Source organism: Ruminococcus sp. 210702-SL.1.03 (genome assembly GCF_020559915.1).
Lineage (GTDB): Bacteria > Bacillota > Clostridia > Oscillospirales > Ruminococcaceae > YE71.
This window is the reverse complement of the sequence record NZ_JAJCLZ010000019.1, coordinates 14,105-38,475: the sequence shown is the minus strand read 5'-3', so window position 1 is coordinate 38,475 and position 24,371 is coordinate 14,105. Positions and strand designations below refer to the sequence as shown.

Sequence of the window (24,371 nt, the reverse complement as noted above, 5' to 3'; positions counted from 1 at the left end):
CCTTTGCAATGTATCTGAACCCTAGCAAGTCAAGCGCCTTAAAGATCTCGACCTGCTTGTCGGTCAGCGTGATTTCGGGGTGTGCGTCCGACCATGCCTGCACACGTCTGATGTGCTCGGACGTGATATCGAATATTCTGCACGACTTTTTAGCAAGCGGACAGCCATCGCAGTCATCGAACTTATCGAACGCTCTGCACATACGGGCTGCTTCGTGCACATATTCCAGCGTGTTATTACAGTTGTATTTCTTCATTGTGGTTTACCTCCTGATCTCCCCTCACACCTTTGGATAAGGGGCAGGGTTTCTTGTTTTTCCAAGCAGATAATCTACCGAGCAGTCAAACATCTCGGCAAGCGACATCAGCGCAGGTACGGGGATATTTCCCGTGTCGAGCCAATTATAATACGTCTTTCTGCCTGTGCCGAGCTTCTTTGATAGATCGTCCTGCGACATATTGTGGCGTACTCTCTCTGCTTCGATATTTGGATATTTGTACTTGTCCGTCATTCTTTTCACCCTCCTTTCAATACGCGAATTGCGTATTTCCTGTTTTCAATTATATACGCTTTTTGCGTATTTGTCAATACCCGTTTGCGTAAAAATACGCACAAAGAGTAAAGTCTTTTTTTGGTTATAGTATACAAAATGCGTAACACTGCCTATAAAACGCTTGACAATGTTACGCATATAGTGTATAATATTACTCAACAGAAAATGAACGAGGTGTTCACTATGTTCGACAACAGACTTAAAGAGCTAAGACAAAAAAGAAAATTGAATATGAAGCAGGCTGCTCAGCAGTTGGGCATTCCATATACTACATATGTGGGATACGAAAAAAACGAGCGCGAACCTAATTCAGAAGTACTTCTACAGCTTGCTAATTTTTATAACTGCTCAGTAGACTATCTGCTCGGCATGACGCCGCAGATAAATTCGGGCGAAGCCGCCGACGAAGAAACCATCTTCGACAGATTCGACAACATCAAGCCGCTTGCGCTCAAAAAGTTCCCCATGCTGGGCGAGATAGCCTGCGGCGAGCCAATATACGCGGACGAGGACAAGGAAACTTACGTCATGGCTGACAGCGACATCAAGGCGGATTTTTGCCTAAAAGCTAAGGGCGAGAGTATGATAAACGCGCGCATTTACGACGGCGACCTTGTGTTCATTAAGAAAATGCCGATGGTCGAGAACGGCGACATCGCCGCCGTCATAATCGAGGACGAAGCCACCCTCAAACGCGTTTACTACTACCCCGAGCAGAACAAGCTTATACTCAACCCCGAAAACTCGGCGTTCGACCCGCTGGTATACATAGGCGAGGAGCTGAACCACATACACATTCTCGGCAAGGCTGTGTTCTTTATGAGCGCGCTGTGAGAAAATTTAACCATGTAAAATATACTAATTATTTATATATTTTCTTGACAAATTGTGCGAAATGATGTATAATATTGTATAAATCAAACATAGGGAGGAAGTTCTATGGACTTTATAGACCAGATCAAACAGTTTTCTAAGCGCGTTGACAGCCTTAAAGACAGTTTGCCTACTGAGGAAGCTACAAAAACATCTATCATCATGCCTTTTTTCGCACTGCTCGGCTACGACGTTTTCAACCCCGATGAGTTTATGCCCGAGTTTACCGCCGACGTCGGTATCAAGAAGGGCGAAAAGGTAGACTACGCCATACTTAACAACGGCGAACCCGTTATACTTATAGAGTGTAAATGGATAGGTGAACCGCTCGGCAAACATGACAGCCAGCTATTCAGATACTTTGCTACATCTAAAGCTAAGTTCGCTATACTCACTAACGGCAGGATATACAAGTTTTATACCGACCTTGACGAGTGCAATAAGATGGACGAAAAGCCGTTTCTCGAGATAGACATACTAGACATAAAGGAAACGCAGGTAGCGGAGCTTAAAAAATTCGGCAAGTCAAATTTTGATGTAGACTCTATCTTCAATGTCGCTTCTGAGCTTAAATATACCAACGAGTTTAAAGCTGTTTTTGCCGCTCAATTGCAAAATCCTACTGACGATTTTGTAAAGCTGTTTTTATCAAGAGCATACGATGGCGTACGCACGCAGAGCGTAGTAGATAGGTTCAAGCCGATACTTAAAAAGGCGCTTAATAACTACATCACTGAGCTTATGAATGATAAAATAAAGGCAGCTTTAGGCAACCAAGACTTACACGACAGTACTGAACAGACAGAAAATGCCGCCCCACAAGCTGCTGCGGAAACTCCGGCTTCTCCCGAAAAGGTCAGCAAGATAGTAACTACTGAGGAAGAGCTTGAAGCGTTCTTTATCGTCAAGAACCTGCTCAAAGACGTTGCCGACATGAATGATATAACATATAAAGACAACGAGCGTTACATGGCGATACTTTATAAAGGCAAGACAACAAAGTGGATATGCAGATTCTACTTTAATTCTTCTAACAAGTTCCTTATCATTCCCGACAAAGACAAAAAAGAAGTCAAATATCCGATAGCGAATGTTTATGACATAGAGGGTCTTAAAGAGTCTCTTGCAGTTTCTATCAGCAGATTTATAAACTAAGGGGGCACACAGCATGGACGGAATGGTGATAGGCATATGCCTGATAGTTATACTGCTTATCCTTGTTTTGATGATAGTCAAGATAGAGCAGTATATGGAGAGCGTAGACAAGCAGCTCAAAGCGCTCAGCGAACATCTTCTCCGCAAGGACGACCAAAACGACCACAAAGCCGAATAAATGAAAATTCCCCTCCTGCGCTATGCAAGAGGGGAAAATAATAAAAAGCCCCCTACCGACTGCCATCGGTAAGGAGCAAGCACACAAAACCCAGTAACCACAAAGGGCTTTTTCTGCCCTTTTATTATAGCACACTTCGCGCGAAGTGTCAAGGAATAGGAGGAAAAATCATGCCGATCTACAAAATGACTGATAAGAACGGAAAGAACATCAAAAAAGACGGGCTGCAAAAATACCGTGTGCGTATCAACTACACCGACAGCTTCGGCAAGCCGCATCAGATAGACCGCATAGCATACGGCTCGGACGCCGCAAAGGCGCTGGAAATACAGCTTATGCACAAGCAAAGCCAACGGGATATAGCGCCAAGAATGACGATAGGAACCCTTTTCGAGGACTACATCGCCGCCAAACGCACAGAGGTGAGGGAAACATCGCTCGATAAGACAACGAGGATACTCAAGAAGAACGTTATCCCAAAATTTGAAAGCGTGCGGATAGACGCCCTGTCTGTCGCGATGGTGCAGAAATGGAAGCAGGAGCTATCTGAGCAGGGGCTGTCGACTGTGACCAAGAAAAACATATACGGCGAGTTTCGCGCGATGATGAACTACGCCGTCAAAATGGAGTATTTACCCAAAAACGCAGTAGCTGTCGCAGGCAACTTCAAAGCTCCGCTTGAGCCCGAAAAGGAAATGCTGTTTTACACGCCCGACGAATTTCGCAGATACATTCAAGCTGCGAGATCATATGCACAGCAGGGCGAAGAGAACGGCGCGCTCTATGACTGGAATTATTATGTTTTTTTCAACATTGCATTTTACATGGGTATGCGAAAAGGTGAGATATACGCATTGCAGTGGACTGACATCAAGGACGATTACATATCTATCACCAAAAGCGTTGCGCAGAAGCTCAAGGGCGGCGACCGTATCACACCGCCGAAGAACAAGTCGAGCATAAGAACGATACAGATACCGCAGCCCTTGAAGGCGGTCTTGTCGGAGCATTATGAACGCTGCAAGAGCTTTGTTCCGAACTTCAATGATGAAAAATACATCTGCGGCGGTGAGCGTCCTATCCGCGATACGTCGCTGGAAAAGCACAACAAAAGATTTGCCGATATGGCAGGCGTCAAGCGTATCCGCATACATGACTTTCGCCACAGCCACGCTTCCCTATTGGCTAACGAAGGTATAAACATTCAGGAGGTCGCAAGGCGGCTGGGGCACTCCGACATATCAATGACTTGGAACACATACTCGCACTTATACCCACGAGAAGAAGAACGAGCTATAAAGATACTAGATAAAATCGTGTAAAAATCGTGTATAAAAACTAAAACCCCCAGCATTTACTGGGGGTTTTGTGCTATTGGCGGAGAAGGAGGGATTCGAACCCTCGATGAGCTATTAACCCATACACGAGTTCCAGTCGTGCGCCATAAACCGGGCTAGGCGACTTCTCCATATCGCTGTCCATCGGACGATATATATTATATCACACAATATCGCGCTTGTCAACCCCTTTTTTCAAATTTTTTTGAAAAAATAAAAATTTCCGCAGAAAATTCGCTTCCCTGCGGAAATCTATACAGTTATTTACAATTTAAAGTCTGAGAAGCGCGGTCAGCGAGTTCTTTCCGCGGAAGCCGACTTCCCTGCCGACACATTCGCCGTCTTTGAAAACCATGAAAGTCGGGATATTCATGACCTCAAACTCGCTCGCGAGCTCGGGGGCTTCGTCAACGTTTACCTTGCATACCTTCGCCCTGCCCGCCAACTCTTCGGCAAGCTCGGCGACGGCGGGTGCTGCCGCGCGGCAAGGCCCGCACCAAGGCGCCCAAAAATCTACCAGTACGGGCAGCTCACTGTTTATGACCTCTTCATGGAAATTCTCAGCAAAAAGCTCTATTTCGTCCATTTTTATATCCTCCTTTTTTAGGCAATTCGCACGCAATAGTCGCGTGGCGCTGCTTTAAAATATCATTTCCGAAAATCTCTCGTATATACAAAAAAAGCGATGGCAAAAACCATCGCGTTCTTTTAAGAGCTGATACCCGGATTTGAACCGGGGACCTCATCCTTACCAAGGATGTGCTCTACCGACTGAGCCATATCAGCAAGTGAATCTTTCGTTTAAACTCGTTTAAGTTATCGGTAACTCACAGTTATATATTATACACGAAGATTCACGTTTTGTCAAGGGTTTTTGCAAATTTTATTGTAAACGTTATATGAACTTTACTTTAACAAAATAAATGCGGCAGATTCGGGCGCTACGACTATATTTCCCGTGCGGATCTCGGGCGCGCCGCCGACGGAATAGAGCGTTTCACCGCTGATCTTGAGCGGCAGTGCGAAACTTTTCGCCGCGGGGTTGATGATGACCATTATCTGCTCGCCCTCGGCGGTGCGCTTGTAGACCATCGGGTAGCCCGAGGACACAAACTCTATCGCGCCGTTGCTTTGCAGCGCCTTGTGCTCGCCGCGCAGCTTGATGAGCCTTCGCACCTCGCTCAGCAGCGAGTTTTCGTCCGCCATCTCGCCCTCAGCGGTCGGACGGTCTTCGGCGGGGTCGATGGGCAGATAAAGGCTTTCCGCCGCGCCGTCTGAAAAGCCCGCATTCGCCGCCGCGCTCCACTGCATTGGCGTGCGCGAACCCGTCCTGCCAAAGCCGCCCTCTTTCGAGGTCAGTCCCTCGACGTACCTCATGCCGATCTCGTCGCCATAGTAAATAAATGGCGCTCCAGGCATTGAAAGGAGAAAAGCAAACGCGACTTTCATCTCGTGCGGGTCGAGAAAACGGCGCATTCTGTCCATATCGTGGTTGCCCGATGGTATGCAGATCAGACCCTTGCCGTCTGTCTTTTTATAGTTCTCAATGTATTTTTTAACAAATTCGTCCGCCGAGCCTTTGCCTCTGCGCGAGAAGTATGGTTCGTCGCAGCGGAAAAGATCGTTGTAGTGCGATGGGCCAAAGTGCAGGAGAAAGTCCATATGAAAGCCGCCAAGCAGCGATTTGTCAGGCTCGCCCCACTCGGAGATCATCGCGGCTTCGGGGTATTCGGCGTCGAGGAACGCGCGGAAATCCTGCCAAAGCTTTACAGTAGCAGCGCCGTCGGGGTCATTTTTCACGAGCGAGCCCGCCATGTCAACGCGGAAACCGTCGCAGCCTTTCGAGAGCCAAAAGCGCATTACGTCCTTCATCGCCTCGCGGGTCGCCATCGGCGCTGGGTCTTCGGGGGCCTGCTGCCAGCCGCGCGTGCGGTTGGCGTAACCGTAGTTGAGCGCGGGCTGGTGGGTGAAGAAATTTACGGCGCAGCTGCCGTCGCGGTCGCAGCAGCCGCGGATACTGCCCAAGCCCTCGGGCGCTTCCCAAATGGTGTTCGTCCAGATGTAGCGGTCGGAAAATTCGTTTTTCGTCGGCTCACAGCTGCGCTTGAACCACTCATGGTCGATGGAGGTGTGGCCGGGCACCAGATCAAGCAGGACGTGCATTCCACGAGCGTGCGCCTGTTTGAACAGCTCAAAAAGCTGCTCGTTCGTGCCGTAGCGCGGCGCGGCTTTCATGTAGTCGGCGACGTCGTAGCCCGCGTCCATAAAGGGCGACTCGAAGCAGGGGTTGATCCAGACCGCGTTGCAGCCTATGGACTTTATGTAGTCGAGCTTTTCGATGATGCCCTCAAAATCGCCAATGCCGTCGGCGTTGGAGTCTTTAAAACTCTGCGGGTATATCTCATAAAATACAGCATTATCGAGCCATTTTGGCATAATTATACTTCCTTTCGATTACAGTTTTGTTAGTTTTTTGTCATGCGTATTTGCTGATGCAAACGTATATTTTTTCATTAAATATACACTAATTCGGTGGATCTGTCAAGCAGTTTGCAGGGTTTTCTTTGCAAAATAATTGTGAATACGGTAAAATAAAAGCAGCGTTTCGGCGGTGAACGTCAAAGCGCTGCTCAGGTTTATTCGGTTATAACAGGCGCGCAAATGGCAATGTATGTAATTACACTGAGCACGCAGAACGCGCCGACCAGCAGCGTCAGCACGGCGGATACCGCCTTGACCGCGCAAGGGTGCTCGTTATTCTTGCGGATATTCATGAAAAGTCCGCAGAAAATGGAAGTTATTATCACAGTTGGCGTTATGTAGCGAAAGTTCATCGTGCAGGTAAATGGGTAATCATGGCACATCTTGAAATAGTTGAAGATCATCGAGATGTAGAAAAAGCCGAAAAGCGTTTTTTCGACCGGCTTCATCTCGCACTTTTTGACGAGCATGACCAGCATCAGCAGCAGGAAAACCGCCGCCAGCGCTATGCCTAGCCAGAAAAATACGCGCGCTGCCGTGAGCATATACGGCGTGTTCTCGAAGGTCGTTTCGTTGACGCTTTCGCTGAACAGCGAGTTTTTGAAGAGCGCTATGATCGGGTTGTACTCGTTGTAGCCCGTCAGCTCGCCCTTGTCGTCATAGCAGAGCCATTGCTCAAAAACGCTCTTGACCTGCTCGCCCGAGAAGTCGGTCACGCGGGATTTGAACGACCGGTCGCCAATGTACTGCATTACCGTATTTGGCATTTCCTGCACATATGTTATCGGCACTTTCCACTTAATGTAATTGCGTATCTCAAACCAAAGTCCCAGCGGCACGCAGACAACGCCGAAAGCGGCGAATTGTCCGATAAGGTGAAGCCAGTCGGTGCGTATTTTCTTGATAAACACTGCCAGAAATACGAGTGCAATGGCCGGTGCTACGATCGCGGCGGAAAGCTTCGTCATCATGCCGAGTCCGACGCAAAGCGCGATTTTGAGAATATTTGCATATGTTTGGTTATCGTACCAGTTAAGCGTACAGAGCACAGCGCCCATCATGAACGCTACGGAGAGGACGTCATTGTTAATCGCGCCCGACATCAGAATGAACGCGGGGTGAAACGAGATCATCAGCAGCGGAACATACAGCGCCATATTTTGTAGTTTAAAGCGGCGAAGCAGTTTGTACGCCGTAATCATGATACACATTGCGTAGAAAAGCGTGAGCGTTTGCAGCGATTCGCGCGCAGGGTTGTGACCGACGCCGAGGACATTTTCGTTTATGTCGATCCAAAGCGCGCAGATGATGTGGTGCAGCGGCGGGTGGCAAAACTGCCAGACCTCACGCACGTCGAAATTCGGCAGGGCGCGGTGAGCGATGAGGTACTCCATGTACGCCGCGTGGCCGCTGTCGCCGCCGAAAACGTGGACATCGTTCTGCCGCGTGTAGACGGACGTGTTGAAAACATAGTGAAACTTTACCAAAAAGCCAATGGCGAAAATTAACAGAGCGTTGAGCTGCGGTTGAAATTTATCGGTATTTGCGCACGCATACAACACGCTAACTACCGCTATCCCGCCGACGAGCATCCAAAGCCCCTTGTCGGTCGCCTGTGAAAACCTTTTCGCGCCGACGTAATCGAGAAAAGCCGCCGACAAGCCAAAAACGCACGCCTGTATTTTGCCAATTTTGCCGCGTTTGTACATTATATAAATGCCGATCAGCACAGTCAGCAGCACACAGAAGCTCTCCATGTACAGCGCGTTCGGCGGCACATTTTCAGCCGCACCGAGGTAAAACGGGTTCAGCAGCAGGCAGACCAGCAACGCGCAGACGTAGGGGTGCGCGGCGATACCTTTTATAAAGGCGTCGGTTTTCGCAGTGGAAATGCCCCAGCGCTCACTTCGACTCATGGTACTCCTTCTCGGTGTTTACATTCCAAATATTAGATTTATCAGCAGAGCCTGACTTGATTACCTTTGCAGCATTGATAGACGTCAACATTGAGTGATCCATATTGTTATAACGATGCTGACCATTTCTTCCAACGCAGAAAAGATTTTCAAAGCCATTAAGGTAGTCAACGACTTTGTCAAAGTGCTTATAAGTGTCAAAATATGCAGGATATGCCTTTTTAACGCGTTCGCGATGCGCGTCAAGCACTGCACCCTTCTTGATAACGCCCATCTTGATTAGTTCTTTTTTCGCAAATTCGATGCACTCGGCGTCGCTCATGTTCCAAAAATCGTCGCCCTCGGCGCAAAAATATTCCAGTCCTATCCAAACAGTTTCGGCGGGGTTCTTCACCATATATGGCGACCAGTTGTTGAATATTTGTATTCTGCCAAGTTTTACGCCCTTATCCTGCACATATATCCAGCAATCGGGAACAATGTTGCCGAGAGTGCGCTTGTTCGTCTTGTTTTTAAGCTCAAGTTTGTTGACAAGCAGACCAACGGTGACGAAATCGCGGTACGGCAGGCCTGCTGCGATCTTCTGTATTTTGGCATTTTTCTCAGCATTTACGCCGTGCATACCGCCGATGAGGTCTTTTATCGGCATCGAGGAAATAAAAATATCGCCCTCAATGGTCTTTTCGCCCTGCGGCGTGCGGCAAACTACCGAGCGAATGCAGCCTTTTTCGGTGTTTATGCGGCTAACCGAGTGATCGAAGAGTATCTCGCCGCCCATTTCCTGCGCCTTTTTGCCGACCAGCTCCCAGAGCTGACCCGGACCGTACTTCGGGTACCAGTACTGCTCGATCAGCGAGGTCTCGGCATTGGCATTATTTTTCTTACCAACCAGTTTTGAGAACATATCCTTGATTATGGCAGTTATCGAAAGCCCCTTTACGCGCTGAGCGCCCCAATCCGCCGAGATCTCTCGCGGGTGTCTGCCCCAAAGCTTCTCGGTGTAACCCTCAAAGAACATCGAATAGAGCACTTTTCCGAAGCGATTGATGTAAAAGTTCTCTAAATTTGTTTCAGGCAGCTTGTAGACACACGAACCGAGGTAGCTGAAACCAGCTTTCATTGTCGTCAAAAAGCCCATATTTTTGATCGTATTCCAGTTCATAGTCACCGGATAATCAAAGAAGCAGTGATTGTAGTAGATTCGCGAAACGCGGTCGCGCACGAGCATTACCTCGTCCTGCTTTTCTGGGTCGGGACCGCCCTTTTCCAGCGGCTTTTCCCTGCCAAGCAGCTTGTCGTCGAACGCGGGCTTGCCTTGAATGGGCATGAGGTCGCTCCACCACTTCATTATTTCGTCGTCTTTCGAGAAAAAGCGATGTCCGCCGATGTCCATACGGTTGCCGTTGTAGCGTACTGTCTGAGAAATTCCGCCAAGTACGCTGCTTTCTTCCAGTACAGTGACCCTAAACTGTTCGTTTCCGCCGTCGCGAAGCAGTTCATACGCCGCAGTCAGACCCGCAGGACCACCGCCAATGATTACTACATTTTTCATGATCTAGTCTTCCTTTCAATTTTTTATTTTTGTCATTTCATCAGTTGCAATATTTTTAGTCGTTTCGTCGGCATCTTTATTATAGAGCAGGTATTTTCTAGCAAAGAAATTCCAAAAAAACGCCACGCCCGTTGCCAGCACTTGTCCGACAAGGTAATATTTATCAGACGGTATCAATCCGCCAAAGATATGTCTGTTTGCAAGAGGTTTATCAAATATCCATATCAGCCCCTGGTTTATGCCGAGTCCGACCACGCCGATCAGCGCAAACGCTGTAAATTCAGCCGCTTTGTTCTTTATCGCTTTTTTATCAAAAACCCAGTAAGTTGAAATTATGTAGTTTGTGACCAGTCCGCCGACAAATCCGAAGGCGTTCGCAAGGTTGGCATTCATGCCGCAAAGCTCTTTCAGAAGTATCAAAATGAGGTATTGCACGACCGTCGCGCCGCCGCCAACAAACACATATCGGAAAAATTGTATAAATGTGTTATCTGTTTTGCCCGCAATAACTTTCTTTATATCCATTCGCGTAACCCGCCTTCTTAAATTTCACATGTTTTATTATAGCATATTTCGTGTATAATTGCAAGTGATTCCGCAAAATTTTATGCATTTTAACAATAAAGCGCGGACATTTCTGCCCGCGCCATTACCTTGTTCTGCACATTTTTCTTTTTATTTCATCAAACCGTGTAAACACACAAAATGTGATCGCCGAAATCTATTCCTATGTCGTCGCCGACAGCCAAAACGTAGACCTCGTAAACCATGTCGCCGTCCACAGTTATCGTGCCGCTGCCTATCGCCTGCGCGCCGCTCTCTGCCGCAGCACTTCCGCCGCTCGAATAGTAGCTCTTTCCGCCAAATTCGATCGTTCCTAGATGGCTCAAAATATCAGATTTATCCTGCTGACTTATCTCGACCGTCGGCGGGGTAACGCTCCTCGGCTCGTCCCAAGCGGTCAGCGCCGCCGTCGCATAGTGCTCAGGTTCTTGCGCCTCCGCCTCAAAAACAATGCCCTCGCCGTCGCCGAGGTCAACCGCCAGCCGCGTGTCCGCCGAGCCGCTCTCCGCTTCGTACACCCACATCGCGATGTTTTCCTCACCATTGATGCACGCCGTGCCGCCTGCGAGCAGGTCGCCGTAAGAATTTTGCGTGGTGAACGTGTTGTAATACGTCCGACCAGCATAGTCTATACTTACAGAATTGTCTATAATTTCCGCTTTGTAATCCGAATCAAACTCGATAAGCGAATCTGCCGCCGTCAGACCATCGTCAAAAAGCTTGTCGATCGTGAAAGTCACGCTCGTGATCTCGTCGGTCAGGTCGATCTGCACCGCTTCGCTGTCCACCTCATTGTCGCTCAAAACGCTGGTTTTTGCTATGGAATCGGGATCTTTCTTGTCGCTCTTCGAGCTTTCGTCCGGCGATTTCACTTTTGAAGTCGCAGTAGTGGTCTGCGTGCCAATGTTCTCATCGATCTGAGAAAGAACGGTGTCTGCCAGCTTGTTTCTGTCAGAAGAATCGTCCGTGCCGCCGCCAACTGTTTCCAATTTACTGCCGCCAAGATTCACAAAAATGCCAACACATACAGCAGCGACCGCAGCAGTAGTCGGCAGTGCGACCCATAATTTGCTCAGACCGCTTTTTCGCACCTCTTCTGTCTGCTGTTCCTCGATCTTCCTCAACAGATCGTCGGTGACCTGCTTGCGCGGCTTCATCTGATCGTGAATGTTTTTTATTAAATTATTCAAAATAATCACGCTCCAGTCTGTCTTTTAGCAGCTTTCTGCCGCGCGACAGCCTTTTTCTTACATTATCATACTTAATATCCAAAGTTTGAGCAATAAGCTCAGCCGGCATATTCTCAAAATAATACAAATATATCGGAATTTTGTAGCGCGGCTTCAACTCTCTCAAAGCATCCAACAGCCTATTTTGCTCCTCAGTATCGCAGGTGAACTCGCCGACCTCTTCAGTGTTGTCCAACGATACGGTATGCGTATGCCAAGGACTTAGATTATACCTTTTACATATGACAACAGCCGTTCTGATAAGCCAAGCCTTGCGATGCTCCTCACTTTCAAAAGCCGGATTTTTCCTGTGGTACGTCAGAAAAACGTCTTGAAAAACATCGTCTGCCTCTGATCTATGTTTAAGCTGGGTAAGCGCAATGCCGTAAACCATATTCTGATATTTTTGTATAATTTGAGAGATGTCAAGTTCAGCGATTCCGGAATCAGCCGTTTGCATAAGGACATTTCAACTCCTCTCAATTATAATTCCGCAAAAACGGCAAAACTGTGACAAATTTTCTGCAAAAAAACCGCCGAACTTTTTTGAACGGCGGTAATTTGTTTGATTTATTTGGAATTATTCAGCTGCGCTGTCATTATTCGCATTTTCGTCCTCATCGGTCTTGTCGGCGGGCTTGTAAGCGTCGCCCATAAGCTCTGTCATTTTCTGGTCATAAGCGGCCTGAACATCGTAATCCATAAATTCAGAGGGGTCAAGCTCGCCCTTCATCAGCTTTTCGAAGTTGCTGCCGTCGATCTTTTCGTGCTTCATGAGGTAGTGCGCGATCAGCTCAAGCTTATCCATATGCTCGCGAAGCAGTTTTTCGCAATCGTTGTAAGCGTCCTCGACGATGCTGCGGATCTCGTTGTCGATCTCAGCCGCAACATTTTCCGAATAGCTTGGGGTGGAGCTGTAATCTCTGCCAAGAAAAACCTCATGTTCTCCGCGTCCGTAAACCACAGGGCCGAGGTTGTCGCTGAAACCGTAGCGTGTGACCATGTTTCTCGCAGTAGCTGTCGCACGCTCGAGGTCGTTCGAAGCACCGGTGGAAATATCGTCCAAAATCAGCTTTTCGGCAACACGTCCGCCAAGCAGAACGATTATATTTTCAAACATCTCGTTCTTTGAAACGTAAGATTTATCCTTTTCAGGAATACTCATGGTAAATCCGCCGGCCTGACCTCTCGGGATAATCGTAACGTGGTGTACCTTATCCTGGGTGGGGCAGAAATATGTGCATATCGCGTGACCGCCCTCGTGGTACGCTGTGAGGCGCTTTTCGGCGGGGGTGACAACGCGCGACTTCTTCTCAGGGCCGGCAACGACCTTGATAGCAGCTTCTTCCATTTCGGCGCGTGTTATAGCCTTTTTATTTTTGCGAGCCGCCAGCAGCGAAGCCTCGTTTACGAGATTTTCCAGCTCTGCTCCGGTGAAACCGACCGTGCTCTGCGCAATGGTCTTGAGGTTTACATCGGGAGCGAGCGGCTTGTTGCGCGTGTGAACTTTCAGAATTTCCTCTCTGCCCTTAACGTCGGGAGGACTTACCAAGATCTGTCTGTCAAAACGTCCCGGACGGAGAAGCGCAGGGTCGAGAATGTCGCTGCGGTTGGTCGCCGCCATTACGATGACAGAGTCGTTGTCCTCAAATCCGTCCATTTCAACCAGTAACTGGTTGAGCGTCTGTTCACGCTCATCATGACCTCCGCCAAGACCCGCGCCGCGCTGTCTGCCGACCGCATCGATCTCATCGATGAAGATGATCGCGGGAGCATTTTTCTTAGCCTGCTCGAAGAGGTCACGAACACGCGATGCACCAACGCCGACGAACATCTCAACGAAATCCGAGCCCGAGATCGAGAAGAAATCAACACCCGCCTCGCCCGCAACTGCGCGCGCAAGAAGAGTTTTACCGGTACCCGGAGGGCCCATCAGCAGCACGCCCTTAGGGATACGCGCGCCGATCTCATTGTACTTTTTATTATTTTTAAGAAAATCTACAATTTCCTGAAGCTCAGCCTTTTCCTCGTCTGCGCCCGCAACATCGGCAAAAGTCGCCTTTTTCGAGTCGGGGGCTTTCTTCGCATTCGTCTTGCCGAAGCCCGACATCTTGCCCGCGCCCGCGCTCCGCATCATCCACACGAAGAAGAAGATCATCACGCCGAGCATCAGCAGCGTCGGTATCAGATTGAGCCAAAAACTGTTGTCCGAAATGGGCACAAGGTCGTATTTCAGCGGTTTTTTCGGGTTTTCCGCGTCGTAAAGCTTACGGTAATTAGAAGCATCTTCCGAGCCAAGCACTTCGTTTACAAAAAGGTTGACATTAGGAACAGTGTAAGTTTCTTCCTTGTCAGAATCTTTCAGCTTATAGGTCAACTCGCCCGAGTTAAGATCAAACTTGAATTCTGAGACCTGCAACTCGTCGAAATACCGCATGACCTTCGAGTACTGGGTGTCGTCCTTCTGCTTGCCCATCGAGGTGAGGGCGTAGACCATTCCGCCGATCAGCGCGACAGCCACCAGAAGGTATATTATAAACGATCTCGATCCATTATTTTTCAATTCAGCACTACCTTTCCTTATTGGCTCCGTTTGGCGAACCGCGCCGAAGCCTGCGCAAATCATTTATATATTTTATACTATATTTGTGACAGTTTTATGAAATTTTGCAGTGTAAAACAGTTTTTGTTGAATTATCAACTGCAACACGCTCAGCAAAACCATATCCTTCCACAAATATCAAGCCGTCATCGTCGGTAATTACGACCATTTGTGCACGTTCGTGGGGCGGAGCATACGCCTGCGCGAGTTTTTTAACAGAACTTGTAAAACCACGGCCGATCAGCTTGATCTTATCGCCCGTAAGCTTGCCGCGCGCCACCATTTCACCTTTTATTTTACCATAATCAGCAATGAAGTTTGTTACCTTTTTATGAATATTTGAATCATATTGCAAATTGTGTGTAATATTCAGTAAAATGTTTTTTTCAAAAATTTTATAATTGCCGTCGCCGTGCAAAATAACTGAGGTCTGCTCGATTTGCGTGCCTTTGTTTGGCTTAACTGCAAATAATTTGCCGCCGCTGGTGTACGCTTCAACGCCCCCGCCCGCGGAAATTCTGCCTCCTGTCGTGCACAGCTCGCGCACGCGTTTCACCATCTCGCGCGAGGTGTCCGCGCCCGCCTCTTTCAGCAGCCGCATGACCGCCCTGCCCGAAAGCGCAGAGTGTGCCGCCGCTATTGCCGCGCAATCCAGCCCGCCGCCCGAATACACCGACTCAAAAAGCTCGTCTGCCATACCTTTAATAAAGGCGGCGTCATCACGCAGATTGTCCAGCGTGCCGCTCATTGTCTTTTCCAGAGATGGATTTATTTGCCGAAGTTGTGGAACTATATTGTGCCTAATTCTGTTTCGCGTGTAATCATCTGTCAAATTGGTAGAATCCGTCACCCAATCCACGCCGCGCTCGCTCAAAAATTCCTCTATCTCAGCACGGCTGCACTCGATCAGCGGGCGGATAATTTTTCCGCGCACCGGCGGTATCGAAGCCAGCCCCGTTATGCCAGTGCCGCGCGCGAAGTTGAAGATCGCCGTTTCAATGCAGTCGGAAAGGCTGTGCGCCGTCGCGATCTTGTCGCAGCCCATCTCCTCGAAAATTTGGTAGCGAAGTATTCGCGCGCCTTCTTCTACCGATTTGCCCAACTTCTGTGCGTATTCCTTAGCGTCCACACGCCTAACTTCTATCGGAACGCCTAGCTTTTGGCATATTTCAACGCAGTAACACTCGTCGCGCAGACTTTCCTCGCCGCGAAGCTGGTGGTTGATGTGGCAGGCGCGCACCTGCGGGAAAATTTCGTGCAAACACAAAAGGAGAGCCACGCTGTCCGCGCCGCCCGAAAGGCAGCAAAGCACGCTCTCCTCCGTATTCGCCATATGGTATTTTTCTACTGTATTTCTAACTTTTTCTATCATATCAGCGGTCTTCTCTTCTCATGTCAATGCCGCGGAAAAGCGTGTACTCGCCGATCCACGAAAGATTTACAGTATCTGTCTGCCCGTGGCGGTTTTTGGCAACAATGCATTCCGCCACCGACTGGTTTTCAGCCGTTTTTTCGTAATAAGCGTCGCGGTAAAGGAAAATTATGATGTCCGCGTCCTGCTCGATAGAGCCCGATTCACGCAGGTCTGAGAGCATCGGGCGCTTGTCCTCGCGCTTTTCTGAGCTACGCGAGAGCTGCGAGAGCGCGATGACCGGCACGTTCAGCTCTTTCGCCATCAGCTTGAGCTGTCGCGTGATCTCCGATACTTCGTTTACACGGCTGGAGTGCTGGTTCGGCGATTCCATAAGCTGTAAATAGTCGATGACCACAAGTCCCAGATTTTTCAAGCGGCGCAGCTTCGCCTTCATCTGCGGCACTGTTATTCCCGCGCCGTCGTCCAAATAGATCGGCAAGCGCGAAAGCTGGTCGGTCGCCGCGACCAGTTTATCCCAGTCTTCGGGTTCAAGGTTGCCCGAGCGCAGCGAATTATTGTTGACAAGTGCTTCCGAAGCCAGCATACGCGTTACGAGCTGCTCCTTGCCCATTTCGAGCGAGAATATTGCTACATCTTTTTGTGAGCTTTTACACATATTAACAGCTATATTGAGCGCAAATGCAGATTTACCCATCGCAGGGCGCGCCGCCAGGATTATAAGGTCGGAATTGTTAAGACCGTTCGTCACGGCGTCGAGCTGTCCGAAGCCCGAGCGCGCCGACTGGTGCTTGTCCGCGTCTTCTCCACTTATCTCCTGCAAATGGTTATAAGCGTCAATAATTACATTTTCTATGCGCGTCAGACCCTGCACTTCGTTGTGACGAATGTCGAAAATACTCTGTTCCGCACGGTCTAGCAACGCCGAAGCTTCCTCCGTGCCCTCGTTCGCCTTTTCGATAATGTCATTGGCAATGTTTACCAGTCTGCGAACGTGGTATTTTTCGTCAATTATTTGGCAGTATGTTTCAATATTGGCAGTAGACGGAACGGCTTCCATCAGACCCGAAAGGTAGGTCTTCGCCATCGCCGAAGTTTCAAAAACGCCCGCCGTTACCGCCTCGTTGATTACGGTTATGATGTCCTCAGTGCGGTTGTCGGCGAACATTCGCATGATTATCGCGAAGATCTGCTGATGTATCGGCGTGTAAAAACTCTCGGGTTTGAGAATTTCCACCACTTTTGGCAGAGCCGAAGGGTCTAACAGCACGCCGCCGAGCACCGCCTGTTCCGCCTCGGGCGCGTAGATCGGCTTCTTGCCCGAAAGCTGCGTAAACGCTTCGTTAAAGCCCTCAGCCATTATCCCTCGACCACCCTGACGGTCAGCTTGCAGGAAACGCCCTGCGACATTTTTATGGTCGCCTCAAAGTCGCCGAAGCTCTTGATCTCGCTGTTCATGACGATCTTTTTCTTGTCGATCTTGATGCTGTGCTGCTTCGCGATGGCTTCTGCAACTGCGGAGGTCTTTACCGCGCCGAAAAGCTTACCGCCCTGACCCGCCTTTGCGGTGATGGTTACGTCCTTGCCCTCGAGCGCCGCCGCGATCTTCTCGTTCTCAGCCTTTTCAACGTCTAATTTGTGCTGCTCGGAAGCCTTTTTGCCCGCAAGCTCGTTAAGATTTTTCGCGCTAGCTTCAACGGCAAGACCGTTTTTCAGAAGGAAGTTTCTGGCATATCCCTCGGCAACATTAAGCGTGTCGCCCGCTTTTCCCGAGCCTTTAACATCTTTTACAAGAATTACTTTCATGATTTATACATCCTTTCGTCAATTATTTCTAATATATTCATCTATCGCAGATATGAGCTGCTTCTTTGCGTCGCCCATATCTGTATTAAGCTGGCAAGCTGCCATTTCATGGTGACCGCCGCCGCCCATAGCTTCCATAATTACCTGAACGTTGTACCGTCCCAGACTACGCGCCGAAATGTTTACCTTGCCCCCTAGCTCGTAGAGCACGAACGAAGCGTTCACGCCCGAGATCTCGAGCATCTCGTCAGCCGCTTTCGAGGCAGCCACGCGGATATTTGAGAACGTGCCGTCGGCGTGGGCGATAGCGCATTTGCGGTAAATTTCGGAAGAATTGATGATCGCAGCCTTTTGTCTGTATGTTTCCATCGAGTTTGCAAACAGCTTTTTGACAGCTATGGTATCCGCACCCAGTTTGCGCAGGTACGCCGCCGCTTCAAAAGTGCGCACACCAGTGTTCATAACAAAACTCTTTGTGTCGAGCATGATACCCGCCATTAGCACCTCAGCCACCTGCGGGCAGATCTTGAGGTCGCCTGGGAAATACTCCAGCAGCTCCGCCACCATTTCAGAAGCCGAGGAAGCCGAAGGCTCGTGGTAGAAAAGGTCGCTCTTCTCTATCGCCTTGACCATGAGTCGGTGATGGTCGATAACGGCCAAACAGCTTGCTTTTTCCAATAGTTCCTTTGAGTCCACAAGGTCGGGATTGTGCGTATCGGTGATGATAAGCAGGGTCTCCTCGTTCATCTTGGAAAGGCCTTCCTGTGGAGATATATAATAGTTCTTTATACTGTTTTCTTCTATGTAGTCGATCATCAGATGCGCAAGATTTCGCTCTTTATCGACAACGACATAGCATTCCTTGCCCATAGCTTTGACCGCCGCGCAGATGCCCGTTGCCGAGCCGATACTGTCGAGGTCGCCGTATGTGTGACCCATTACCAGCACGCGCTCGAGCGAATTCACAAGTTCTACCAGCGCGTTTGCCACCATGCGCGACTTCACGCGAGTATTGCGCGAAATGCCCTTTGAAAGCCCGCCGTAAAACTCGTAGCCGTTTTCCGTGCGTACAGCCGCCTGATCGCCGCCGCGTCCTAAACACATATCAAGCGCCTGCTTGGCGTACTTCTCGCTCTCGGCAAGGTCGCCCGCCTGATGGCCAACGCCAATGGAAAGTGTGATGTTCGTGCGCTCGCCGACAGTTATCTTGCGCGCCTGCTCGAGTATCTCAAAGCGTTTGTCGATTATCGGCTGAAGATACTGTTCTTCCATTATAACGTAAAATCTGTCATTGCCCGCGCGCCGCGAGATGGCAGTAGTGCCGTCGATGAAATTCTCTATCAGCCGCTCAATGCTTACCAAAACGTGCGCTTTTTCGCTTTCGCGCAGGTTGCTGATAAGCTCTTCGTAGTAGTCGATCATGACGATTATCAGCGACTGGCGCGTTTGGCGGAAGCGGTAATCCAGCTCGACAAACTGCGTTTTATCGGCAAAATACAGCATCGACATATCGCCGCCGTGGTCTGTATGCACGGCGTGGACATCGTAAAAGCGCTCATTATAGCAGACTGTATCGCCTTCGCGGCTGTAAATCCTATCCATATCAAGCTTGAAAAGCTCGGTAATGTCTAGCCCGTAAGCCTCTTCCTCAGAGTAAACGCGGCGGCCGAAAAGCCTGTTGTACCACACTATGCAGTTGTTTTCGTCAATTATCACGGCAGGCGCGGGGAAATTCAGCAGCGATTCTTTCTCTGTTTTATTTATCATCGCGGCAGTTTTGGCAATGTACTTTTTGGTAGTGCTGCCAAAGAATACATATTCCAGCACCAGCAACAGCGCCGCTATCACCGAAACGGCAAAGAGCGCTTTGCCTTGCGTCTGCGTTCTGGGCACTTGATACAGCATAAATGAAGCTATCAGCGAAGCTGCTGCGGAGATCGCCGTTGTCAGCTTGATAATTATCTGCAAGCCCGATGTTCCCTTCATAAGTTCACATTCCTTTCAGCGACCGAATGTTTAGTCGTTTATTTCCATCATGATAGGCAGTATCATTGGATTACGCTTGGTTTTCTGGTAGATATAGTCAGAAAGCACGTCTTTCATCTTCGTCTTTATCGCGTTCCACTCGTGCATATCCCTATCGAGGCAGTTCTGTAAGGTCTGCGTGAGCAGCTTTTTGGAATTTTCCATCAGCTCTTCACTCTCGCGAACGTACACAAATCCGCGCGACACGAGGTCGGGGCCTGCCAGTATCTCGCCCGTCATTCTGTCCACCGTCGCGAAGCAGATTATCAAGCCGTCCTCCGCGAGGTGCTTTCTGTCGCGCAGGACGATAGCGCCAACGTCGCCGACGCCCAGACCGTCTACCAGTACGTTGCCCGCGGGCGCAGTGCCGGTGATCCGCATATCCACGCCGTCCGTTTCGATGACCGAGCCAACGCTCGCGATCATGATGTTCTCCTCGGGTATGCCGACGGACATCGCAGTCGCCTTGTGCTTCATAAGGTGCTTGTATTCGCCGTGCACGGGTATGAAGAATTTGGGCTTTGTAAGAGAAAGTATCAGCTTTTGCTCTTCCTGACACGCGTGACCCGAAACGTGCACCTCGTACATTGATTCGTAGACAACGTCCGCGCCCTGACGAAGCAGGTCGTTGACAACTTTGGTGACGAATTTTTCGTTGCCCGGTATGGGATTCGCCGAGATTATGATGAAGTCGTTCGGGGTTATAGTCACGTTTCTGTGCTCGCCGCGCGCCATTCTCGTAAGCGCAGACATAGCCTCACCCTGACTGCCCGTTGTGACGATGCAGACCTTGTCGGCGGGGTAGCGCGAAAGCATTTCGATGTCTATAAGCAGTCCGTCTGGAATTTTCAGGTAGCCCAGCTCGATGCCCTTTCCGATGACGTTGACCATGCTTCTGCCCGAAACTGCGACCTTTCTGCCCGTGCGCGCCGCGATGTTCACAATCTGCTGTACGCGGTGGATGTTCGAGGCGAATGTCGCGATTATAACGCGCCTGCCCTCCGCCTTTGTGAACAGCTTTTCAAAGCTTTCGCCGACCTTGCGCTCGCTCATCGTGTAGCCGGGGCGCTCGGAATTGGTCGAATCTGACATGAGTGCCAGCACTCCCCTGCTGCCCAGTTCAGCAAACCTCGCGAGGTCTATCACCGAGCCTTCTATCGGCGTGTAATCGACCTTGAAGTCGCCGGTGTGGATAAGCACGCCCGCAGGTGTGTGGATAGCCATGCCGACCGCGTCAGGTATAGAATGGTTGACGCGGATAAATTCGACAGCCATACAGCCGAAGCGTATAGTTTTGCGCGGTTCGGTCGGCATAAGTCTGGCAGAATTAAGCAGACCATGCTCCTTGAGCTTGCCCTCGACCAGACCGAGCGTCAGCCTTGTACCATAAACAGGCACATTTATCTTTCTTAGGAAATACGGCAGAGCGCCGATGTGGTCTTCGTGGCCGTGAGTAAGTACGATACCGCGAAGTTTATCCCTATTCTGCTCAACATAGGTAAAATCAGGTATAACAATATCAACGCCAAGCATTTCGCTGTCGGGGAACGCCAATCCGCAGTCGATTATGAACATATCGTTGCAGCACTCGATTACGGTGAAATTCTTGCCGATCTCGTTCAAACCGCCCAGAGGGATTATCTTGACGGGGGTGCGGCGCTGTTCACGCGGTTTCTGATCTCTGCGCTGATTTTTTGTGCGGTTCGCAGGCACAAAATTAGCGTTATTTGCCAAGTTATCGCGTTCCTGCCTATTCTGACGGTCGCGCTTAGGCTGTTCGCCGCGCTGACGGCGCTGTACGGGTGCGCCAAGCACGCTCAGCGGCGAAAATTTCTTCTGCGTTTTGTCTGCACCTATCAGTTTATCGAGCGAATTGCCCTCATTTCTGCGCTTTTCGGGTGCATTTTCGCGCACATCGCGGTTATCACGGGCACCGCGGTAACGATTTTTTGATTTATTCTGAACACTCATTCCATAAAATGCCGATCGACGCTAGAATTTACAGCATATTCTCAGGCGTTCAAGCGGCATAACTCTCCTTTCCCAGTTACATTAAATTACAACAGTTACAACAATGTACAGCCGAAACGTTTTCCGACTGCAAATTTCAAATATTTTCACGTTACAAAATTCTAAAAAGCCCGACTGTTTGCGCCGTATCGGCAAAAATTGGATGAACAAAATAGTGTGACTAAACAGCCAGTTTTTGGCGCAGACCGCATTCCGCGCTAAAACTTTTCGCCGAGTATACCTTATATAAAGGGCGCTTGTGCGCGCTCGACTCACGAACAAAAATATCTATAATCATTATAGCAAAGTTCCACCGATTTGTCAATGGAAATTGCGATTTTTATAGCGGAAGAAGTCACCAAGTTGGGTATAATTACCAGTTTATTTATCAAGACCCATTTTTAGTCTGCGAATGACCTCGTCACACAGCTCGGAGGCGGCTTCACAGCTTACACTTTCTGTAAATATAACCATGCCGCGACGGTGTCGCAGAGGGCGCACCATCGCGCGCGTAGTCCCGTCGCTTATCATAACGCCGTCGCCGCCCTCGCGCCTGCAGCCCAGCACGCGGCAGATCTCGCCTGCCGAAGCCTTGCTCGCCGCAAAGCGTTGTGAAGAGTAAAATTGCGGTATGTCTGCCATTACATGTGCAAGAGTTACCCGATGCGAACTCAGATAATTGCAGACCGTGCAAAGCAGCGCCAGCCCGTCGCGCACAAAGAAATTATCTGATCGCTCAGCAACAGCACGCGCCGCATCGTCGCCGTCGCCCGCCTGCTCAAAATAGCGGTAAAGTTTGCCGCCGAGCTGCTCCGCGAGCTTATCAGCCGCTAGTGGAAAGGTATTCGGAAGCGCCACCGGCAGGCCATTCTCAAAATTAGCCTTCGCCGCCAGCAAAGTCAGCCGCTCGCCAGTAACATAGCCCGTCGCGTCGGAATACGCCGTGCAGGCGCGCCCATCGCCCGAAATATGGAAAATAACGCGCTCGCCTGAAAGGTCATTCTTGGGGCGGATAACATCATCTGACAGCCGAGCAAGTGCCACATCGGCAGTTCTGACATCCGCATTCAAACCGACAAATGCTTTCGGAAGAATTTGGTTGAGGTATATTTTGTATAATTGCTTACAATCTGACATATTGCAATGCGTTCCGTAGTAAGAATTTGGCAGTTCGCGGTAACGTGCAAGCGAACAAGCGCGCTCCATAGCAGTCTGAAGCTTCAGTTCCAGCGGCAGACCCCCGCGCGACATAAGCCATATTTTATCTGACCCGCCATTATTTATGCACATTCCGACATCAGCGCCTAGGCGATTTATCAGAAACATGGTCTGCTGAGGGGTAGCCATGCCGATGGAAAACACCGTTATTCCCACAGATTCCAGCCCGCTTTCAAACGCCGCCAACAGCGAGCGGCTGCCCTCGGCGCAGCTGCAAACTGCCATGCTGCCCTCGCGAAGCGCCGTGCCGGCCGCCATCGCTAACCGCGCCGCGTCAGAGGGTGTCGCGCCGCTTGCAAAAGTGCAGCAGCCCTCCTCGTCAAGCGCCAGCTCACCGCCGTGCCCGCATTTCACGTCCGCCGAAACGATCTCACCCGCCTCAACGCGCCTTTCCGCGTAAATTTTCACGCCGCTCTCGACCCGCGCGCCGCTTCCGATCAGACTGCTTTCGCCTATTACGCAATTTTCTTCCAGCATGCAACTTGCCTTAACATGACTATTTGCACAGATAATAGCATTTTTGCTCTGTACACCCGTGCCAATATTTGCCGATTCGCCCACAATACAGCCGTTCAATCGAGCGCGTGCGCCTATCACAGCGTTGTCGCCAACAACAGTATTTTCCAGAACACACCCTTTTTCAAACGTAACGTTTCTGCCGATATAGACCGGCTCGATAACCGTAATTCCTGCTTTTGGCAATTCAGATATATCACTTGATTCACCGTTCGCAAGCAGCGTGTGAGCAGCTTCTATTAGATCGGCTGGCGAATTTATCGGCGCAAACCCGGCATTTTCAAGGCAAACAAGCACATCGTCGCCGCCCTCGGCAAGCTCAGAAAGCAGCTCCGCCAACGAATTTGCAGGCGAATTATTCAGCGGCGCCAACGCCTCAGCCGACAAGATCGCCGCCCCGCAGAACACCTGCTCCGCCTTTTCGCAGGGCACAAAGACGCCGATCTCGGTCATTTTTTCGCCCTCCGCCCGCACATTCACGCCAAAACCGCGCTCACATTCTGCCGTCAGAACCGCCGCCGAAGGACGATTTTCATTATAAAAAACTATCAGTTTGTCAAGCGGCAAAGCTTGATAGGTGTCTGCATTGAGCACGAGAATATCCTCGCCGTTCGCGATCTCGTTTAATTTATTTGCAAAGTTCGACTCATACTGACAGAATTTTGGTTTCATATTTTTAAATCTGTCAGCAAGCAGATACTCTTCAATCCGACGCGTGAGATAGTCGCCGATGACGTAAATATCGCTCATACCGTTTGAATAAGCGTTCTGAACGGCGCGATACAGCGGAGTTACATCTGCTATTTCAAACCCGCAGAGCGGAATTCTCTCCGTTACTGGCAAAAGTGCCGAAGTTCTTTCAGTATCCGTATTGCACAAAATTACTGCTTTCATATTTTAATATCCTCCAGACCGCGCAGACGCGCATATTTTCAGATAGATTATTGGTGGAGATCGCCGCTGATATTCAATAGTACACAAATT

General features: G+C 49.7%; 20 protein-coding genes and 2 tRNA genes. 4 read left to right on the top strand and 18 right to left on the bottom strand.

Annotated features, from left to right (window positions below; genetic code table 11):
- Both LI114_RS10020 and LI114_RS10015 read right to left on the bottom strand, forming a co-directional pair.
- Nucleotides 1-256: hypothetical protein (locus LI114_RS10020; protein ID WP_227220553.1), on the bottom strand; the 256-nt coding region annotated here is incomplete at its 3' end.
- Nucleotides 257-280: 24 nt separating this feature from the next.
- Nucleotides 281-511 (bottom strand): helix-turn-helix domain-containing protein, encoded by a 231-nt coding sequence (locus LI114_RS10015; RefSeq protein WP_022127212.1) that lies wholly within the window; start codon nucleotides 509-511, stop codon nucleotides 281-283.
- Nucleotides 512-736: 225 nt separating this feature from the next.
- On the opposite strand from LI114_RS10015, the gene LI114_RS10010 reads away from it, so the two are divergent.
- From LI114_RS10010 to LI114_RS09995, 4 genes are all read left to right on the top strand, one after another.
- Nucleotides 737-1,387: a helix-turn-helix domain-containing protein gene (locus LI114_RS10010; RefSeq protein WP_227220552.1), complete on the top strand. Its 651-nt coding sequence runs from the start codon at nucleotides 737-739 to the stop codon at nucleotides 1,385-1,387.
- 105 nt (nucleotides 1,388-1,492) lie between these two features.
- Entirely contained in the window at nucleotides 1,493-2,581 is a 1,089-nt protein-coding gene (locus LI114_RS10005; protein ID WP_227220551.1) for a type I restriction endonuclease, read from the top strand.
- Between the two features lie 13 nt (nucleotides 2,582-2,594).
- A complete protein-coding gene (locus LI114_RS10000; RefSeq protein ID WP_227220550.1) occupies nucleotides 2,595-2,759 on the top strand; it encodes a hypothetical protein in 165 nt (54 codons plus the stop codon).
- A 170-nt stretch (nucleotides 2,760-2,929) separates the two neighbouring features.
- Nucleotides 2,930-4,081: a site-specific integrase gene (locus LI114_RS09995; RefSeq protein WP_227220549.1), complete on the top strand. Its 1,152-nt coding sequence runs from the start codon at nucleotides 2,930-2,932 to the stop codon at nucleotides 4,079-4,081.
- A 53-nt stretch (nucleotides 4,082-4,134) separates the two neighbouring features.
- On the opposite strand, the gene LI114_RS09990 is transcribed toward LI114_RS09995, so the two are convergent.
- The 16 genes from LI114_RS09990 to LI114_RS09915 form a co-directional block, all read right to left on the bottom strand.
- A tRNA-Ser gene (locus tag LI114_RS09990) sits at nucleotides 4,135-4,227 on the bottom strand.
- A 140-nt stretch (nucleotides 4,228-4,367) separates the two neighbouring features.
- Nucleotides 4,368-4,682 carry a thioredoxin gene (gene trxA / locus LI114_RS09985; protein WP_227220548.1) on the bottom strand — a complete coding sequence of 105 codons (315 nt, stop codon included), beginning with the start codon at nucleotides 4,680-4,682 and terminating at the stop codon, nucleotides 4,368-4,370.
- Between the two features lie 127 nt (nucleotides 4,683-4,809).
- Nucleotides 4,810-4,882: transfer RNA gene (locus LI114_RS09980), tRNA-Thr, on the bottom strand.
- 120 nt (nucleotides 4,883-5,002) lie between these two features.
- On the bottom strand, nucleotides 5,003-6,532 hold the full coding sequence (locus tag LI114_RS09975; protein WP_227220547.1) for an alpha-amylase family glycosyl hydrolase: 1,530 nt from the start codon (nucleotides 6,530-6,532) through the stop codon (nucleotides 5,003-5,005).
- Between the two features lie 200 nt (nucleotides 6,533-6,732).
- The gene (locus tag LI114_RS09970) at nucleotides 6,733-8,493 is read right to left on the bottom strand and encodes an ArnT family glycosyltransferase (RefSeq protein WP_227220546.1); all 1,761 of its coding nucleotides are present in this window, start codon (nucleotides 8,491-8,493) and stop codon (nucleotides 6,733-6,735) included.
- Nucleotides 8,480-10,045 (bottom strand): NAD(P)/FAD-dependent oxidoreductase, encoded by a 1,566-nt coding sequence (locus LI114_RS09965; RefSeq protein WP_227220545.1) that lies wholly within the window; start codon nucleotides 10,043-10,045, stop codon nucleotides 8,480-8,482. The genes LI114_RS09970 and LI114_RS09965 overlap by 14 nt, the downstream gene beginning before the upstream one ends.
- Nucleotides 10,046-10,060: 15 nt before the next feature.
- Complete coding sequence (locus LI114_RS09960; protein WP_227220544.1) at nucleotides 10,061-10,570, bottom strand: GtrA family protein; 510 nt, start codon at nucleotides 10,568-10,570, stop codon at nucleotides 10,061-10,063.
- A gap of 158 nt (nucleotides 10,571-10,728) precedes the next feature.
- Nucleotides 10,729-11,799: a hypothetical protein gene (locus LI114_RS09955; RefSeq protein WP_227220543.1), complete on the bottom strand. Its 1,071-nt coding sequence runs from the start codon at nucleotides 11,797-11,799 to the stop codon at nucleotides 10,729-10,731.
- Nucleotides 11,792-12,298, bottom strand: a complete 507-nt coding sequence (locus tag LI114_RS09950) for an RNA polymerase sigma factor (protein WP_227220542.1) — start codon at nucleotides 12,296-12,298, stop codon at nucleotides 11,792-11,794. The genes LI114_RS09955 and LI114_RS09950 overlap by 8 nt, the downstream gene beginning before the upstream one ends.
- Nucleotides 12,299-12,418: 120 nt before the next feature.
- On the bottom strand, nucleotides 12,419-14,401 hold the full coding sequence (gene ftsH / locus LI114_RS09945) for an ATP-dependent zinc metalloprotease FtsH (RefSeq protein WP_227220541.1): 1,983 nt from the start codon (nucleotides 14,399-14,401) through the stop codon (nucleotides 12,419-12,421).
- 94 nt (nucleotides 14,402-14,495) lie between these two features.
- On the bottom strand, nucleotides 14,496-15,812 hold the full coding sequence (gene tilS / locus LI114_RS09940; protein ID WP_227220540.1) for a tRNA lysidine(34) synthetase TilS: 1,317 nt from the start codon (nucleotides 15,810-15,812) through the stop codon (nucleotides 14,496-14,498).
- A 1-nt stretch (nucleotide 15,813) separates the two neighbouring features.
- Entirely contained in the window at nucleotides 15,814-17,172 is a 1,359-nt protein-coding gene (gene dnaB / locus LI114_RS09935) for a replicative DNA helicase (RefSeq protein WP_227220539.1), read from the bottom strand.
- Nucleotides 17,172-17,618: a 50S ribosomal protein L9 gene (gene rplI / locus LI114_RS09930; protein ID WP_227220538.1), complete on the bottom strand. Its 447-nt coding sequence runs from the start codon at nucleotides 17,616-17,618 to the stop codon at nucleotides 17,172-17,174. The genes dnaB and rplI overlap by 1 nt, the downstream gene beginning before the upstream one ends.
- 18 nt (nucleotides 17,619-17,636) lie before the next feature.
- Nucleotides 17,637-19,604: a DHH family phosphoesterase gene (locus LI114_RS09925; protein ID WP_227220537.1), complete on the bottom strand. Its 1,968-nt coding sequence runs from the start codon at nucleotides 19,602-19,604 to the stop codon at nucleotides 17,637-17,639.
- 30 nt (nucleotides 19,605-19,634) lie between these two features.
- Nucleotides 19,635-21,614, bottom strand: coding sequence for a ribonuclease J (locus LI114_RS09920; protein WP_227220536.1), 1,980 nt, complete (start codon nucleotides 21,612-21,614; stop codon nucleotides 19,635-19,637).
- Nucleotides 21,615-22,034: 420 nt separating this feature from the next.
- Complete coding sequence (locus LI114_RS09915; protein WP_227220535.1) at nucleotides 22,035-24,281, bottom strand: hypothetical protein; 2,247 nt, start codon at nucleotides 24,279-24,281, stop codon at nucleotides 22,035-22,037.
- Between the last annotated feature and the right edge of the window lie 90 nt (nucleotides 24,282-24,371).